Origin of the sequence: Rhodopseudomonas pentothenatexigens (assembly GCF_900218015.1) — a bacterium.
Lineage (GTDB): Bacteria > Pseudomonadota > Alphaproteobacteria > Rhizobiales > Xanthobacteraceae > Rhodopseudomonas > Rhodopseudomonas pentothenatexigens.
Genome location: NZ_UFQQ01000001.1, coordinates 149,972 through 164,382 on the forward strand (window position 1 = coordinate 149,972; position 14,411 = coordinate 164,382).

General features: G+C 67.2%; 13 protein-coding genes. 12 read left to right on the forward strand and 1 reads right to left on the reverse strand.

What is annotated here, in order from left to right; translation table 11 throughout:
* Positions 1–20 precede the first annotated feature (20 nt).
* The 10 genes from nagZ (at position 21) to surE (ending at position 11,342) form a co-directional block, all read left to right on the forward strand.
* The gene (gene nagZ, locus DWA33_RS00690) at positions 21–1,046 is read left to right on the forward strand and encodes a beta-N-acetylhexosaminidase (protein ID WP_114356199.1); all 1,026 of its coding nucleotides are present in this window, start codon (positions 21–23) and stop codon (positions 1,044–1,046) included.
* Positions 1,043–1,873 carry a segregation and condensation protein A gene (locus DWA33_RS00695; protein ID WP_114356200.1) on the forward strand — a complete coding sequence of 277 codons (831 nt, stop codon included), beginning with the start codon at positions 1,043–1,045 and terminating at the stop codon, positions 1,871–1,873. Before nagZ ends, DWA33_RS00695 begins: the two co-directional genes overlap by 4 nt.
* Before the next feature lie 20 nt (positions 1,874–1,893).
* Positions 1,894–3,051, forward strand: a complete 1,158-nt coding sequence (gene scpB, locus DWA33_RS00700) for an SMC-Scp complex subunit ScpB (RefSeq protein WP_114356201.1) — start codon at positions 1,894–1,896, stop codon at positions 3,049–3,051.
* A gap of 146 nt (positions 3,052–3,197) precedes the next feature.
* On the forward strand, positions 3,198–3,434 hold the full coding sequence (locus DWA33_RS00705; RefSeq protein WP_114356202.1) for a twin-arginine translocase TatA/TatE family subunit: 237 nt from the start codon (positions 3,198–3,200) through the stop codon (positions 3,432–3,434).
* Positions 3,435–3,610: 176 nt separating this feature from the next.
* On the forward strand, positions 3,611–4,162 hold the full coding sequence (gene tatB, locus DWA33_RS00710; RefSeq protein ID WP_114356203.1) for a Sec-independent protein translocase protein TatB: 552 nt from the start codon (positions 3,611–3,613) through the stop codon (positions 4,160–4,162).
* Positions 4,159–4,962: a twin-arginine translocase subunit TatC gene (gene tatC, locus DWA33_RS00715; protein WP_114356204.1), complete on the forward strand. Its 804-nt coding sequence runs from the start codon at positions 4,159–4,161 to the stop codon at positions 4,960–4,962. The genes tatB and tatC overlap by 4 nt, the downstream gene beginning before the upstream one ends.
* 158 nt (positions 4,963–5,120) lie before the next feature.
* Complete coding sequence (locus DWA33_RS00720; protein WP_167443095.1) at positions 5,121–8,183, forward strand: autotransporter domain-containing protein; 3,063 nt, start codon at positions 5,121–5,123, stop codon at positions 8,181–8,183.
* A gap of 110 nt (positions 8,184–8,293) precedes the next feature.
* Positions 8,294–9,817: a serine--tRNA ligase gene (gene serS / locus DWA33_RS00725; RefSeq protein WP_114356206.1), complete on the forward strand. Its 1,524-nt coding sequence runs from the start codon at positions 8,294–8,296 to the stop codon at positions 9,815–9,817.
* A 5-nt stretch (positions 9,818–9,822) separates the two neighbouring features.
* The gene (locus DWA33_RS00730; RefSeq protein WP_114356207.1) at positions 9,823–10,485 is read left to right on the forward strand and encodes a CAP domain-containing protein; all 663 of its coding nucleotides are present in this window, start codon (positions 9,823–9,825) and stop codon (positions 10,483–10,485) included.
* Positions 10,486–10,574: 89 nt separating this feature from the next.
* The gene (gene surE, locus DWA33_RS00735; protein WP_114356208.1) at positions 10,575–11,342 is read left to right on the forward strand and encodes a 5'/3'-nucleotidase SurE; all 768 of its coding nucleotides are present in this window, start codon (positions 10,575–10,577) and stop codon (positions 11,340–11,342) included.
* A gap of 37 nt (positions 11,343–11,379) precedes the next feature.
* Here the strand turns inward: surE and DWA33_RS00740 are convergent, their stop codons facing one another.
* Entirely contained in the window at positions 11,380–11,754 is a 375-nt protein-coding gene (locus DWA33_RS00740; RefSeq protein ID WP_011158390.1) for a response regulator, read from the reverse strand.
* A 228-nt stretch (positions 11,755–11,982) separates the two neighbouring features.
* On the opposite strand from DWA33_RS00740, the gene DWA33_RS00745 reads away from it, so the two are divergent.
* Positions 11,983–12,636 (forward strand): protein-L-isoaspartate(D-aspartate) O-methyltransferase, encoded by a 654-nt coding sequence (locus DWA33_RS00745; RefSeq protein ID WP_114356209.1) that lies wholly within the window; start codon positions 11,983–11,985, stop codon positions 12,634–12,636.
* Positions 12,637–12,756: 120 nt separating this feature from the next.
* The gene (locus DWA33_RS00750) at positions 12,757–14,169 is read left to right on the forward strand and encodes a peptidoglycan DD-metalloendopeptidase family protein (RefSeq protein ID WP_114356210.1); all 1,413 of its coding nucleotides are present in this window, start codon (positions 12,757–12,759) and stop codon (positions 14,167–14,169) included.
* Positions 14,170–14,411 lie beyond the last annotated feature (242 nt).

Here is a 14,411-nt window from a genome sequence, read left to right on the forward strand (position 1 = left end):
CGCGGGCTAAGCGGCCCTGTATGTCACCGCGCGCTTTCATCACCGGCATCGCCGGCCCCGGTCTCAGCGAGGACGAGCGCGGATTTCTCCGCGAATCGCGCCCCTTCGGCTTCATCCTGTTCAAGCGCAATGTCGACAATCCCGCGCAAGTCGAAGGGTTAGTTGATGAATTGCGCAGAACGATCGATTCTCCGAATGCCCCCGTCCTGATCGACCAGGAAGGCGGTCGGGTGCAGCGGCTCGGTCCGCCGCATTGGCCGGTCTACCCGCCCGGCGCGGTGTTCTCGGCGCTGTACGATATCGACCCGGAGGCTGGGCTGACCGCGGCTCGGCTCAGCGCGCGGCTGATCGCGGACGATCTCGCCCGGCTCGGCATTACCGTCGACTGCCTGCCGCTCGCCGACCTGCCGGTGGCGGGCGCCGATGCGGTGATCGGCGATCGCGCCTACGGCACCACGCCCGACAAGGTCGCGGCGATCGCTCGCGCGGTCAGCGACGGCTTGGCGCAAGGGGGCGTGCTGCCGGTGCTCAAGCACATCCCCGGCCACGGCCGCGCCACCGCCGACAGCCATCATCGGCTGCCGACCGTCGACACTTCGCCCGAGGAACTCGACCGCACCGATTTCGCCGCGTTCCGGCCGCTCGCCGATCTGCCGATGGCGATGACTGCACATGTTGTGTTTAGCGCCCTGGACCCCGCCCAACCCGCGACCACTTCTGCGACAATCATCGACCGGGTGATTCGCGAATCGATCGGGTTCCAAGGATTGCTGATGAGCGACGACGTTTCGATGAACGCGCTGGCCGGGAGCATCGCCGAACGCACTCGGGCGATCGTCGCGGCCGGCTGCGACGTCGTCCTGCATTGCAACGGCAAGCTCGACGAGATGCGGCAGGTGGCGGCTGAGACACCGCAGCTTCAGGGCAGGGCGCTGGCGCGCGCCGAGGCTGCCTTGGCGGCCCGCCATGCCGCGCAACCGTTCGACCGCGCCGCGGCGCGGGCCGAACTCGAAACCTTGATCGGCCGCTCGAGGGTGGGCGTATGACCGCTGAGATTCTGCAGTTCGAGACTGGCCGACCGGTCGAACAGGTCGACCAGGACGAGGCGCTCGTCGTCGACGTCGAGGGCTACGAGGGTCCGCTCGACCTGTTGCTGGCGCTGGCGCGACAGCAGAAAGTCGACCTGCACAAGATCTCGATCCTGGCGCTCGCCGACCAGTATCTGCTGTTCATCGAAGAAGCGCGGAAGATCCGGCTCGAACTCGCCGCCGACTACCTGGTGATGGCGGCATGGCTCGCCTTCCTGAAGTCGCGCCTGCTGTTGCCGGAGCCGCCGGCCCAGGAAGGCCCGAGCGCCGAGGATATGGCGAACGCGCTGGCCAACCGGCTGCGCCGGCTGGAGGCGATCCGCGAGGCGGCGAACTCGCTGATGACGCGCGCCCAGCTCAACCGCGACATCTTCCCGCGCGGCGCGGCCGAAGACATCGCCGAAATCAGGCATCCGAAGTTCACCGCGACGCTGTACGACCTGCTCAGCGCCTACGCGTCGCAGCGGCAGTCGCGGGTGCTGACCACCGTGCATCTGGCCAAGCGCACGGTGTGGTCGCTGAGCGAGGCGCGTGCGTCGCTGGAGCGGCTGGTCGGGCTCGCCGAGGACTGGAGCCGGCTCGACGAATATCTGCTGCGCTACATGCCCGATCCGACGCAGCGCGCCACCGTGCTGGCGTCGAGCTTCGCCGCCGCGCTGGAACTGGTGCGCGAGGGCGAGGTCGAGCTGCATCAGGCCGCGCCGCTGGCACCCTTGTATTTTCGTAAGCGTCCGCCGTCTCCAGCGATGGAAGCGGCAACCTTGCCGGATACTCCGGTCGGGTAGTGGAAGAAGGAGACCGAGCCATGGCAAGTCTGGCGGAGAAGCGCTTCGTGGAGTTCGAACAGCCGGTCGAACATCTCGCCGATGACAGCGCCGAACAGCAGCCGCAGTCGCGGCCCGAGGAGCTGCGCCTGCTCGAAGCCCTGCTGTTCGCGTCGCCCGAGCCGCTCGATCAGGCCGCGCTCGCCAAGCGGATGCCGGAAGGCGTCGACGTCAAGGTGGCGTTGAAGCAGTTGCAGGAGGACTACGCCCATCGCGGCGTCAATCTGGTCCGCATCGCCAACAAATGGACGTTCCGCACCGCCGGCGATCTCGCCTGGCTGATGACCCGCGAGTCGACCGAGACCCGCAAGCTGTCGCGCGCGGCGATCGAGATGCTGGCGATCATCGCCTATCACCAGCCGATCACCCGCGCCGAGATCGAAGAGATCCGCGGCGTGGTGACGTCGAAGGGCACGCTCGACGTGCTGCTGGAGACCGGCTGGATCAAGCCGCGCGGTCGTCGCAAGACGCCGGGAAGGCCGCTGACCTTCGGCACCACCGAAGCGTTCCTGTCGCAGTTCAGCCTGGAATCGCTGACCGACCTGCCAGGCCTCGAAGAGCTCAAGGGCACCGGCCTGCTCGACACCCGGCTGCCGACCGGCTTCAGCGTGCCGACGCCGTCCGACGATCCGGCGTTGCGCGAAGACGAAGACCCGCTGGAACCCGGCGATCTGGACCTGGCGCTGGCACCGCAGGCCGACCCGGAGCATCCGGAAGATGCCGCAGCGGCGACCGCTGCCGACACCGGCACCGCCGATGCGGCTGCGCCTGCCGAGGCCGGATTCGTCGAGACCGATCAAACCGTCGAGATCGAGACCGGCGAGACCGAACAGCTCGGCGTGGCCGACGTTGGCATTGAGGAGACCGGCGTTGTGGAAGCCGGCGACGAAGTCGCGCTCGACGAGTCCGGCGCAACCGCGGACTTTGACGTGACCGCTGAGGCGGAAGCTGTGGACGAGGTGGCCATGGACGAGGTCGCCGAGGACGAGATGGCCGAAGCCGTGGACGAAATCGCCGATCAGGACGAAGCGGCGGCCGAGGAGGTTGCCGACAATCCTTCGGACCTCGATACCGACGAGGCGGACGCCGCCGCCCACCTCGGCGTCGATCCGGACGATCGCGGCGACGAGCCGGTGTGATTGCGACCGGCGCCGTGCTTTGGAACGGCGCCTGCGGCGATCAACTCACCGTTGCGTCGGCATAAATCCTTGTTTCGGACGGCTCTTTCACCTAGCTTCGCGGTGAATAGGGCTGGCGCGCCGCTCGAGTTTCGGGAGAATGCAGGATGGGTTCACTCAGTATCTGGCACTGGATCGTCGTCATCGCGGTCGTCCTGCTGCTGTTCGGTCGTGGCAAGATTTCCGACCTGATGGGCGACGTCGCCCAGGGCATCAAGTCCTTCAAGAAGGGCTTGCAGGACGATGACAAGACAGCCGAAAAGTCCGAGCCGGTGAAGTCGATCGACCACACCTCCACGCCCGGTGCGACCAACCGCACCGACGTCGGCAGCAAGGCGGTCTAAGCGCAGCGCGGCAAGCGCGCTGTCTTTTGGGAAGCGGCGGTGCCGCGTCGCTCGGTGGTAATCCGGCGGCTCGCGCCGCCGGCCGTCCCGGAAGCACGGCGCAACGCGCGGGCGGCGAGCGAGCCCGCACGCGGATCGTCAGCTCGCGGGCGGATTAAGGCATAGTCGGCCGTTTCATGTTCGACATCGGGTGGAGTGAACTGATGGTGGTCGGGGTGGTCGCGCTGATCGCGATCGGCCCCAAGGAACTGCCGGGCGTGCTGCGCACGGTGGGGCAGTGGATGGGCAAGGCCCGAAGGCTCGCCAGCGAATTCCAGGGCCAGTTCCAGGAAGCGATGCGCGAGGCCGAAATGGCCGACCTGAAGAAATCGTTCGACGAGGTCAGGGAAGCCACCAGCGGGCTGTCGACCAACAACATGCTCACCAAGCTGTCGAGCGAGGTCACCGACGCCATGGCGCTCGACAAGGCGACCCATATCGACACCCCGCCGGTCGAGCCGACCACCCCGGCGCAGCCGACCCCCGAGACCTTCGTCGAGGCGACCCAGCACGATGCCGCGGTGTCCGAGCCGCTGGCGATCGTTCGCGAGGTGCAGTCGTCCGAGCCGGCGAATCTGCCGGTCGCGGCCGAGAGCCATGCGCTCGCCACGCCGGATGCGGCGCCGCCGGACCTCGCGCATCCCGAGCTCACCAGCTCTGAACTGCCCAAGGACGCAAAAGCGTCATGAGTGCCGAAGACATCGAGGCCTCGAAGGCGCCGCTGATGGACCACCTGATCGAGCTGCGCTCGCGGCTGATCAAGGCGCTGCTCGGCTTCGGCATCGCGTTCATCTTCTGCTTTTTCTTCGCCAAGCAGATCTACAACGTGCTGGTGTGGCCGTTCGTCTGGGTGGCGGGGCCGGAGAACTCGAAGTTCATCTACACCGCGCTGCTCGAATACTTCCTCACCCAGCTCAAACTGGCGATGTTCGGCGCCGGCTTCATCTCGTTCCCGATCATCGCCACCCAGATCTACAAATTCGTCGCGCCCGGCCTGTACAAGCACGAGAAGAACGCCTTCGTGCCGTATCTGATCGCCACGCCGGGCTTCTTCGTACTCGGCTCGCTGGTGGTGTACTTCCTGGTGCTGCCGATGCTGGTGCGGTTCTCGCTCGGCATGCAGCAGGTCGGCGGCGACGAGACCGCGCAGATTCAGTTACTGCCCAAGGTCGGTGAGTACCTGTCGCTGATGATGTCGCTGATCTTCGCGTTCGGCCTGGCGTTCCAACTGCCGGTGATCCTCACGCTGCTGGGCCGGATCGGCGTGCTCACCGCCAAGCAGCTCAAGGAGAAGCGCCGCTACTTCATCGTCGGCGCCTTCGTCATCGCCGCGGTGCTGACGCCGCCCGACGTGATCAGCCAGGCCTCGCTCGCGCTGCCGCTGCTGCTGCTGTACGAGGGCTCGATCATCGCGGTGTCGATCGTCGAAAAGAAGCGAGCCGCCGAGAGCGCTGCAACGCCCACGGACTCGTCGACGCCGGCCGCGTAGGCCCAGCCGGCCTCGCGGGGCCGCGATCTTGCGCGGCTTTTACCTTGCGGCGCTGGTAACCGAGTCAGCATTGCGCGGCTTTCCGAATCGACCGCATGCTCGCGCGTGCAGCGAGGCCTTTCGTCGGTCGGCCCGTTGGCCCGACGATCGGTTATCCCATGCGCGAATTCCGAGCTACGATCCTCTCAGCGCTGCCATTGATCGGGTCGATCGCAGCGCCGCCCACGGCGCTCGCCCAGCAGCAGCCGAGTTGCACAGGAATCTGTGCCCTGCAGGCCGCCGATCAGGAAGCGCTGCTGGCCCCTTTCAACAGCCTGCCGGCAACCGCGCAGGGGCGGGCGGTGCTCGAAGCCAATCTCAATAAGCAGGTCGAGATCTATCTGAACTCGACCCAGGCCGAGAAGATCGCCGCCGGCACGGTGCTGATCCTGCCGGCGGTACCGGCCAACGTGCTGCTGCGTGCGTTTCCTGGCAATCCGGCCTATGGCTACAACGCCGAAGGCATCCCGACCGCACCAACGCTGCCGGCCTCGATCCTGCGGATGGAAGCCGCGATCATCGGCAGCAACCAGATCGTCGCGATGAAGCCGTATTTCGGCACCACCGACGTCTACGGCAATGCGTACGGCTATCTGCCCGGCCAGACCGACAGCTACGGCAACCCGCCGCCGTATCAGGTCTCCGCGGCGATCTTGAACAACCCGTTCACACCGCAGAATTCGTCGTATCTGGCGTGGCAGAACCAGCAGACGCCGGGCGCGTATAAGATCAATTGGGCACTCGGCGACTCCAACGTCGGCGACTTCCCCAGCGCCCACACCATGCTGGCGACGTCCAACGCGGTGCCGTTCGCGATCCTGGCGCCGGGTTATTATCAGCAATTCGTCATGGCGGCGGCGCAGTTCTCCTACGACCTCAACGTCTATGCGGCGCATTATCCGCTCGACGTGATCGGCGGCCGCATCATGGCGACTTACGTCGCCGCCAACATGCTGGCCGGCAATCCGCTGTATGCGTCGGCTGATTTCAACACCACGCTTCTGCCGTCGCTCAGCACCGAGATGCAGAGCTATCTCGGCGGCGGCGCCAGTTCGCCCTATGCGTCGGCGTGCGCCAATCTGATCGCCTGTCTGAGCAGCGGGGTAATCCCGACCGCCGCGAGCTATCAGCAGCAGGCGGAGGCCTATCGGCATTTCCTGACCTACGATCTGCCGTCGGTCGGTCCGACCGATCTCGCGCCCGTGGTACCGGCGGAGGCGCATTATCTGATCGCGACGCGCTATCCGTATCTGACGACCGCGCAGCTCGACGAGATCCTCGCCACCACGGAGATGCCGTCGGGCGGGCCGCTCGACAACGGCAGCGGCTGGGCGCGGATCAATCTCTATGCGGCGGGCGGCGGCTACGGCGCGTTCCGCAGCAACGTCACCGTGACGATGGACGCGTCGCAAGGCGGCCTCAACGCGTTCGACATCTGGAGCAACGATATCTCCGGGCCGGGCGGACTGACGCTGGCGGGCACCGGCACGCTGGTGCTGGCCGGCGCCAACACCTACACCGGCGGCACCCGACTTCAGAGTGGCAGCACGCTCGGCCTCAGCGGCAGTCTGCTCGGGCCGCTGTGGGTCGCGTCCGGGGCGAGCTTCGTAGTCGGCCGCAGCGGCACATTCACCGGCGCGCTGAGTAACGACGGCACCGTCTACAACGCCGGCGTGGTCGATGGCAGCTTCAGCGGCAGCGGCGCATTCACCAACGCCGGCTGGCTCGGCGGCACCGGGACGTTCGGCTCGCTGGATCTCCGCGGCGGCTCGGTGGTGTCGCCGGGCCATTCGGTCGGCACCATCCAGGTCGTCGGCAGTCTCAACGTGGCGGCTGGCGCCGCTTACTTCGCGCAAGTGGAGGGGAGCACAGCCGACCTGGTCCAGGTCGGCGGCACCGCGAACTTGTCGGGCGGCGCCGTCATCGCCGGCCTGATCGGCCACAGCCCGATCCTCGGCCAAGCCTATCCGATCCTCACCGCGGCCGGCGGCATCACCGGAAGCTTCGCCAGCGCGGTAACCGACGATCTGCCGTTCCTCGCCGCGTCGCTGAACACCACGGCGAATACGGTGACGCTGACGCTGAACCGCAACGCCGTTCGGTTCGCCAGCCTGACGACCAGCTCTAATCAGGCTGCGGTCGCCAACGCGCTCGATGCAGGTCCAGCGGCGAGCGGGCTCGGCCTGCTGATCGCCACGCAGTCGGCTGCCGGGGCGCCGCGCGCGTTCGATGCGCTATCCGGCGAGGTTCATGCCAGCGCCCAGTCGGCGCTGCTCGACGACAGCCTGATGCTGCGCGAGGCGGTGCTCGGGCGGATGCGACAGCGCGGGGTCACCGACACGGCGCTCGCCACCGGCCCCAGCGTCTGGGCGCAGGGCATCGGCAGCTGGGGCCGCAGCGGCAGCGACGGCAACGCCGCGGAGGCGACGAGCTCGGTCGCCGGCTTCGTCAGCGGTGTCGATTACCGGTTTGGCTCCGGCTGGCAGGTCGGCCTCGCCGGCGGCACCACCAACTCCACCGTGACGGTGCGCGACCGCGCCAGCTCTGCCGGCATCGATACCGCGCATCTCGCCGGCTACGCGTCCGGCGAGGCCGGCCCGTGGCGGCTGCGCGCGGCGGCCTCGGCCAGCTTCAGCACGCTTTCGACCAGCCGCTCGGTGAGCTTCCCCGGCGTCACCGACATCGCCGGCGCCCGCTACGATGCGACCACCGCGCAGGCGTTCGGTGAAATCGGCTACCGCGTGGCGGTCGGGCAGGCCGTCGCCGAGCCGTTCGGCGGGCTGGCGCTGGTGCATCTGCATCGCGATGCGTTCACCGAAGGCGGCGGCATCACCGCCTTGGCCGGGACGGGCCACAACGACGAGATCGGCTATTCGACGCTGGGCGGCCGGCTGACCACCAGCTTCACGCTGTCGCCCGGTCTGATGGCGATGCCGCGGTTGGCGGCGTCGTGGCAGCATGCGTTCGGAACGACGGCACCGATGTCGGATCTGGCGTTCCGCAGCACCGGCGAGCCGTTCGCGGTCGCCGGCGTGCCGCTCGACCGCGACACCGCGCTGGTCGAATGCGGCTTCGATCTACAACTCGGGCCGCAGGCGCGGGCCGGACTGGCGTACGCCGCCCAGCGCGGCGAGCGTGTCCGGCGCGACCAGGTCCGCGGCCTGCTGAGCTGGCAGTTCTGACCGGTCTCGGTTGTCCTGCCCGGCCTTGTGCCGGGCATTGCCGTCTTTTACAGACGGTGCTCCGCAACACGCGGACGGCCGGGACGGGCCCGGCCTGACGAGGCGATTCCATGCACGACATCAAAGCGATCCGCGACAATCCGCAGGCCTTCGACGCAGCGTTCACGAGGCGCGGTCTGGCGCCGATCGCAGGCAGCCTGATCAAGCTCGACGAAGCCCGCCGCGCCGCGGTGCAGGCCGCCGAGCAGGCGCAGGCGCGGCGCAATGCGGCGTCGAAGGAGATCGGCGACGCCAAGAAGGCCAAGGACAACGCCCGCGCCGAGGCGCTGATGGCCGAAGTCGCGGAACTGAAGACCACGATGCCGGCGCTCGACGCCGCCGTGAAGGCCGCCGACGAGGCGCTGAAGAAAGCGCTGTCGGAAATCCCGAACCTGCCGCAGCCCGAGGTGCCGGAAGGCGCCGACGAGCACGGCAACGTCGAACATCATCGCTTCGGTGAGAAGCCGAGCTACACGTTCGCGCCGAAGCCGCATTACGACCTCGGCGAAGCGCTTGGCATGATGGATTTCGAAGCCGCCGCCAAAATGAGCGGCGCACGCTTCACCGTGCTGAAGAAGGGCCTCGCGCGCCTGGAGCGCGCGATCGGGCAGTTCTTCCTCGACGTCCACACCGGCGACCATGGCTACACCGAAGTCAATCCGCCGCTGCTGGTGCGCGATGAGGCGATGTTCGGCACGGCGCAGTTGCCGAAGTTTGAGGATGATCAATTTCAGATCGAAATGTATTCTCCTGATCAGATAGCTACGTATGTCGATGATTTTGCGCAGCGGTATGTGCGGGGAGAGATCGAGCGTTTTGTGAAAGAAAATGCCGCTGGAATTACAGATTTCTCTCGCAAGAACGACTACCCCACCATAGAGGCCGTTGTTAGTGCATTTGTCGCCGACGCGAAATCAGAGGCGAGGGCACGAGTTCGGCCCAAGATGATTGAAGAGCTGAAGAGATTGGCAGGAGATAACCGTCGATGGCTCATCCCCACCGCCGAAGTCTCGCTCACCAACCTCGTCCGCGAGTCCATCCTCGACGAGAAAGAGCTGCCGATGCGGCTGACGGCGTTGACGCCGTGCTTCCGCGCCGAGGCGGGCGCGGCGGGGCGTGATACCCGCGGGATGATCCGGCAGCATCAGTTCACCAAGGTCGAGCTGGTATCGATCACCACCCCGGAGCAGTCGAAGGACGAGCACGAGCGGATGCTGGCTTGCGCCGAGGAAGTGCTGCGCCGGCTCGGGCTGCATTACCGCGTGATGACGCTGTGCACCGGCGACATGGGCTTTGCGTCGCAGAAGACCTACGACATCGAAGTCTGGATGCCGGGGCAGGGCGAGGGCGGTGCGTACCGCGAAATCTCGTCGTGCTCGGTGTGCGGCGACTTCCAGGCCCGCCGCATGGATGCGCGCTCGCGCGGTCCGGACGGCAAGCCGCGTTTCGTCCACACGCTGAACGGTTCCGGCACTGCCGTCGGCCGTGCGCTGATCGCGGTGATCGAAAATTATCAGCAGGAAGACGGCTCGATCGCTGTCCCCGAGGTGCTGCAGCCCTACATGGGCGGGCTGAAGGTGATCGCGAAGGCGTAAGGCTGATGACTCTCTCCGTCATTGCGAGCCGAAGGCGAAGCAATCCAGAGGCGCCGCGCTCGACGCTGGATTGCTTCGTCGCTGCGCTCCTCGCAATGACGGTGATCCTCGCAGCGATGAGTACGCCAGCCCACGCCGCCGGTCCCGCCGACCTGATCTCGCAGTTTCGTGCCAAGAACGGCCAAGGCAAGGTGGTGATGGACGCGGCGCTGAATGCGATCGCGCAGCGGCAGGCGGCTGCGATGGCGTCGAAGGACATCCTCAGCCACGAGGCGGGCGGCTCGTTCACCGCGCGGGTTGCGCCGGCCAAGGCGTCGCGCGCCGCCGAGAACATCGCCTACGGCTATCCGGATTTCCCCAACACGCTGAAGCAGTGGATCAACTCGCCGGGCCACCGCGCCAATCTGCTGCTGAAGGGCGCCTCGAAGATCGGCGTCGCCAGCGTCAGATCGAGTGCCAGCGGCCGGACCTACTGGGCGATGGTGATCGCCGGCGGCGAGGACAAGCCGAAGCCGAAACCCAAAGCCAAGCAGCCGGCCAAGCCGTCCGCGAAACTGGCCGCCAAGTCCAAAGCCGCGGCGCAGCCGCCGGCCACATGGGGCAAGCTGCTGCCGAAACCTTCCGCCGCACGGGATTGCACCGTGCGGATGCTCGGCCTGTGCATCTGACCGGCGGGGCCGGCTATTTGCCTCTGGCGGCGGAGGCGGATAAGACGGCGGCCTGAGCCCTCCCGACGACGAAAGGCGCTTCGGCAACCATGCGGATTCTGTGCACCAACGACGACGGCATTCATGCGCCCGGCCTCAAGACGGTCGAACAGATCGCGCGTGCGATCTCCGACGACGTCTGGGTGGTGGCGCCCGAGCTCGACCAGTCCGGGGTGTCGCATTCGCTGTCGCTGAACGATCCGTTGCGCCTGCGCGAAGTCGGCCCGCGGCACTTCGCGGTGCGCGGCACGCCGACCGACTGCGTGATCATGGGCTCGCGCTTCATCCTCAAGGACAAGGCGCCGGATCTGGTGCTGTCCGGCGTCAACCGCGGCCGCAACGTCGCCGAGGACGTGGTCTATTCCGGCACCATCGCCGGTGCGCTGGAAGGCACCATTCTGGGTTTGCCGTCGTTCGCGTTGTCGCAGGAATTCACGCTGGAGACCCGCAACGCGCCGCTGTGGGAGACAGCGCGGACGCACGCGCCCGACATCATCCGCAAGGTGGTGAAGGCCGGCGTGCCGAAGAACACAGTGGTCAACATCAACTTCCCGGCCTGCACGCCCGACAAGGTCAAGGGTGTGGTGGTGACGCGGCAGGGCAAGCGCAATCCTGGCTTTCTGCGGATCGACGAGCGCCACGACGGCCGCGGCAATCCGTATTACTGGATCGGCTTCGAGAAGATCACGGTCGCCGACATGCCGGCCGAAGGCACCGATCTGGCCGCGCTCGCCGCCAACTTCGTGTCGGTGACGCCGCTCCGCCTCGACCGCACCGACGAGGCGTTTTCGGAAGAGTTGACCAGGACGCTGGGATAAGCTCGAAACGAGCGCGTCCGGAAATGGTCCGACGGAACTACGCGGCGCCGCGCAGCGTGGCGTCGAGCGCCTGCTTCAGCGATTCGATCTGGAACGGCTTCTGCAGCGCCGGGCGGTCGCGATAATCTTCCGGGACACCCTGGGTGCCGTAGCCGGTGGCGAAGATGAAGGGGCGGTTGCGCGCCTTGAGCAGGTCGGCGACCGGCGAGATCACCTTGCCGTTGACGTTGACGTCGAGGATCGCGATGTCGAATTCAGTGGCTTCGGCGAGCTGCAGCGCTTCGTTGATTTCGCCGGTCTCGGCGGCGACGGAGAATCCCAGCTCCTCCAGCATGTCGACCACCATCATGCGGATCATCGCTTCGTCCTCGACCAGAAAAACGGAGCCGCCGGTCGGACTCGGTGTCGTCATCGGGTGATGTCCTCGAGAATGTGCTGTTGCGGGCGCCGATCAACATCGCGGCGCTTCGCCGGACACCGTCGCAAATAAGCGGCGGGTTGGCAAATGCAAGCACAGCGGCCGGCATTGCGTTGCGCTCCGCACTTGCCAGACTTCGACGACCACGCCAACACTCTGCCGAGAATCGCGTCATCCGGAACCCGCCCGGGCACGGCGCACCGATCGATCGCGAGACCCGAGATGCCGAGCCCCGCGGCGCCGCCGCCCGAAAAGATGCTGTTCCAGCTCAGCCTGCGGCGGCGCGGCATCAGCGATCAGGCCGTGCTGCGAACCCTGGAGGCGGTGCCGCGCGACCAGTTCGTCGAGCCCGAGTATCGCGACGGTGCCTGGCGCGACACCGCACTGCCGATCGCCTGCGGCCAGACCATCAGCCAGCCGTTCGTGGTCGCCTACATGACCGAGCAGCTCGAACTGCGCCCGCGCGATCGCGTGCTCGAGATCGGCACGGGGTCGGGCTATCACACCGCGATCCTGTCGCGGCTGGCCGCCGATGTGCTCAGCGTCGAGCGCTTCAAGACGCTGGCCGACCGCGCCCGCAGGCGGCTCGCCGACCTCGGCTGCCGCAACGTCGAGGTGATGTTCGGCGACGGCTTCGATCTGCCCGAGACCTCCGGCACGTTCGACCGCATCCTGGTCACCGCGGCGGTGCCGGAGCTGCCGCAGCGGCTGCTCGATCAGCTCGATCCCGGCGGCGTGCTGATCGCGCCAGTCGGGCCGGCCCATGGACGCCAGACCCTGGTGCGGCTGAGGCGCACGGCACAGGGCGACGAGCGCAAGGTGCTGGGCGACGTCCGGTTCGTACCGGCGCTGCGCGGTACCGCGCGCGAGCTTTGACCGCACTGGGTTTTTCAATTTCGCAGCGTCAACAAGCCGTTTCTTCGCAGGGTTAAACGGTTGTTTACTGCCGCGGTGTTTACTCAAATTACCAATCGTATTGCGTAAGAGTGAGTAACCATGTCCCGCGTTGCCGCGTTGCTTTGCTCGCGCCGCGCCCCGCAAGTGGCGGTGCTGGCGTTGATGTCCGTCGGTTTCAGTGCGTGCAGCGCCGACATGCAGACACGCTTCCAGCAGGCTCCGTTCGGTCCGGTCGAGACCACCGGGTCGGTGGCGCCGCGGCCGCAGCGCCAGGAATTGCCTCAATACGCGCGGCCGCAATACCAGCCGCAATATCAACCGCAGCCACAATATCAGTCGCAGGCGCTGCCGCCGATCTCGACGCCGTCGTCCTATCCGGTCGCGAACGGCGGTGCGGGCTTTTCCGGCGGCGGACGCGGGGTGGCGTCCTACGAACCGCCGCCGCCGCGGGCGCCGATCGAGCCGACCGGCAGCGTCCAGGCGCCGCGCTCAGTGGCTGCTGCGCGGCCGATGCCGGCCGCCGCGGCGCCGGCTCCCAGCGCCGGAACCACGATCATCGTCGGCACCAGTGACACCCTGGAGATCCTGGCGCAGCGCTATCGCGTGTCGACCGCCGAGATCCTCCGTGCCAACGGCTACAAGGGGCCGCGCCGGCTGCAGCCCGGCCAGCAACTCGTGATCCCGAGCCGCAATGCCGCCGTCGCCCAGGCCGCGCCGATCGCCGCGCCGGCATCGGCTCCGCCGGCACCGCGTCCCGTCGCCACCGCGGCGCCGGGGCCCGCGCGGGTGCACTACGTCAACAACGGCGACACGCTGATGAACATCGCGCGCCGCAACAACATCTCGCTCGGCGAGCTGGCGCGCTACAACAATCTCACCACCACGACCAAGCTGAAGCCGGGTATGAAGATCAACGTGCCGGGCGCCCAGGTGGCCGCCGCTGCTCCGGCGCAGCCCCAGATGCAGGCGCCGGCTCCCGCTGCTGCGGCGCCGGTGCGGATGGCCAACGTCGCGCCGACCACTCCGGCCGAGCCTCCGCAGAAAGCCCGGATGGTGGCGCCGACCGAAACTCCGCAGGCCGCCGCGCCGGCCGAAGCTGCGCCGGTGAAAGCCGCCGAGGCGACCGGTGCGCTGCCGAGCTTCCGCTGGCCGGCCCGCGGCCGCGTGATCACCGCCTACGGCGCCAAGACCAACGGCAAGTCGAACGACGGCATCAACCTGGCGGTGCCGGAAGGCACCCCGGTGAAGGCCGCCGAAGACGGCGTCGTCGCCTATGCCGGCAACGAGCTGAAGGGCTACGGCAATCTGGTGCTGATCCGCCACTCCAACGGCTACGTCTCGGCCTACGCCCACGCCAGCGAACTGATGGTGAAGCGCGGCGAGACCATCAAGCGCGGGCAGGTCATCGCCAAGTCCGGCCAGAGCGGCGAGGTATCGTCGCCGCAGCTGCACTTCGAGATCCGCAAGGGATCGACCCCGGTCGATCCGCTGAAGTTCCTCAACGGCGCCTGAGCAACGCGGTTGAGCGATACTGGGGAAGACGAAATGCCCGGCCCGAAAGGCCGGGCATTTCTAGTACGACGACGGTGTGCACACCGATGTGATCGAGCCTAGAGCGGTTCATCGTTTGATTGAAACGATCCGACCTTGCCGAAGGCACTGAGTCCTCATCCAGAGGAGCCCGGCGAAGCCGGGCGTCTCGAAGGATGGGGCAACGCATTCCCTGCGTCACATGGTTCGAGACGGCGCTACGC

Bases quoted from the DNA above. Each gene is read 5' to 3' on its own strand.
- nagZ (WP_114356199.1), top strand. From the start codon at position 21: ATGTCACCGCGCGCTTTCATCACCGGCATCGCCGGCCCCGGTCTCAGC.
- DWA33_RS00695 (WP_114356200.1), top strand. From the start codon at position 1,043: ATGACCGCTGAGATTCTGCAGTTCGAGACTGGCCGACCGGTCGAACAG.
- scpB (WP_114356201.1), top strand. From the start codon at position 1,894: ATGGCAAGTCTGGCGGAGAAGCGCTTCGTGGAGTTCGAACAGCCGGTC.
- DWA33_RS00705 (WP_114356202.1), top strand. From the start codon at position 3,198: ATGGGTTCACTCAGTATCTGGCACTGGATCGTCGTCATCGCGGTCGTC.
- tatB (WP_114356203.1), top strand. From the start codon at position 3,611: ATGTTCGACATCGGGTGGAGTGAACTGATGGTGGTCGGGGTGGTCGCG.
- tatC (WP_114356204.1), top strand. From the start codon at position 4,159: ATGAGTGCCGAAGACATCGAGGCCTCGAAGGCGCCGCTGATGGACCAC.
- DWA33_RS00720 (WP_167443095.1), top strand. From the start codon at position 5,121: ATGCGCGAATTCCGAGCTACGATCCTCTCAGCGCTGCCATTGATCGGG.
- serS (WP_114356206.1), top strand. From the start codon at position 8,294: ATGCACGACATCAAAGCGATCCGCGACAATCCGCAGGCCTTCGACGCA.
- DWA33_RS00730 (WP_114356207.1), top strand. From the start codon at position 9,823: ATGACTCTCTCCGTCATTGCGAGCCGAAGGCGAAGCAATCCAGAGGCG.
- surE (WP_114356208.1), top strand. From the start codon at position 10,575: ATGCGGATTCTGTGCACCAACGACGACGGCATTCATGCGCCCGGCCTC.
- DWA33_RS00740 (WP_011158390.1), bottom strand. From the start codon at position 11,754: ATGACGACACCGAGTCCGACCGGCGGCTCCGTTTTTCTGGTCGAGGAC.
- DWA33_RS00745 (WP_114356209.1), top strand. From the start codon at position 11,983: ATGCCGAGCCCCGCGGCGCCGCCGCCCGAAAAGATGCTGTTCCAGCTC.
- DWA33_RS00750 (WP_114356210.1), top strand. From the start codon at position 12,757: ATGTCCCGCGTTGCCGCGTTGCTTTGCTCGCGCCGCGCCCCGCAAGTG.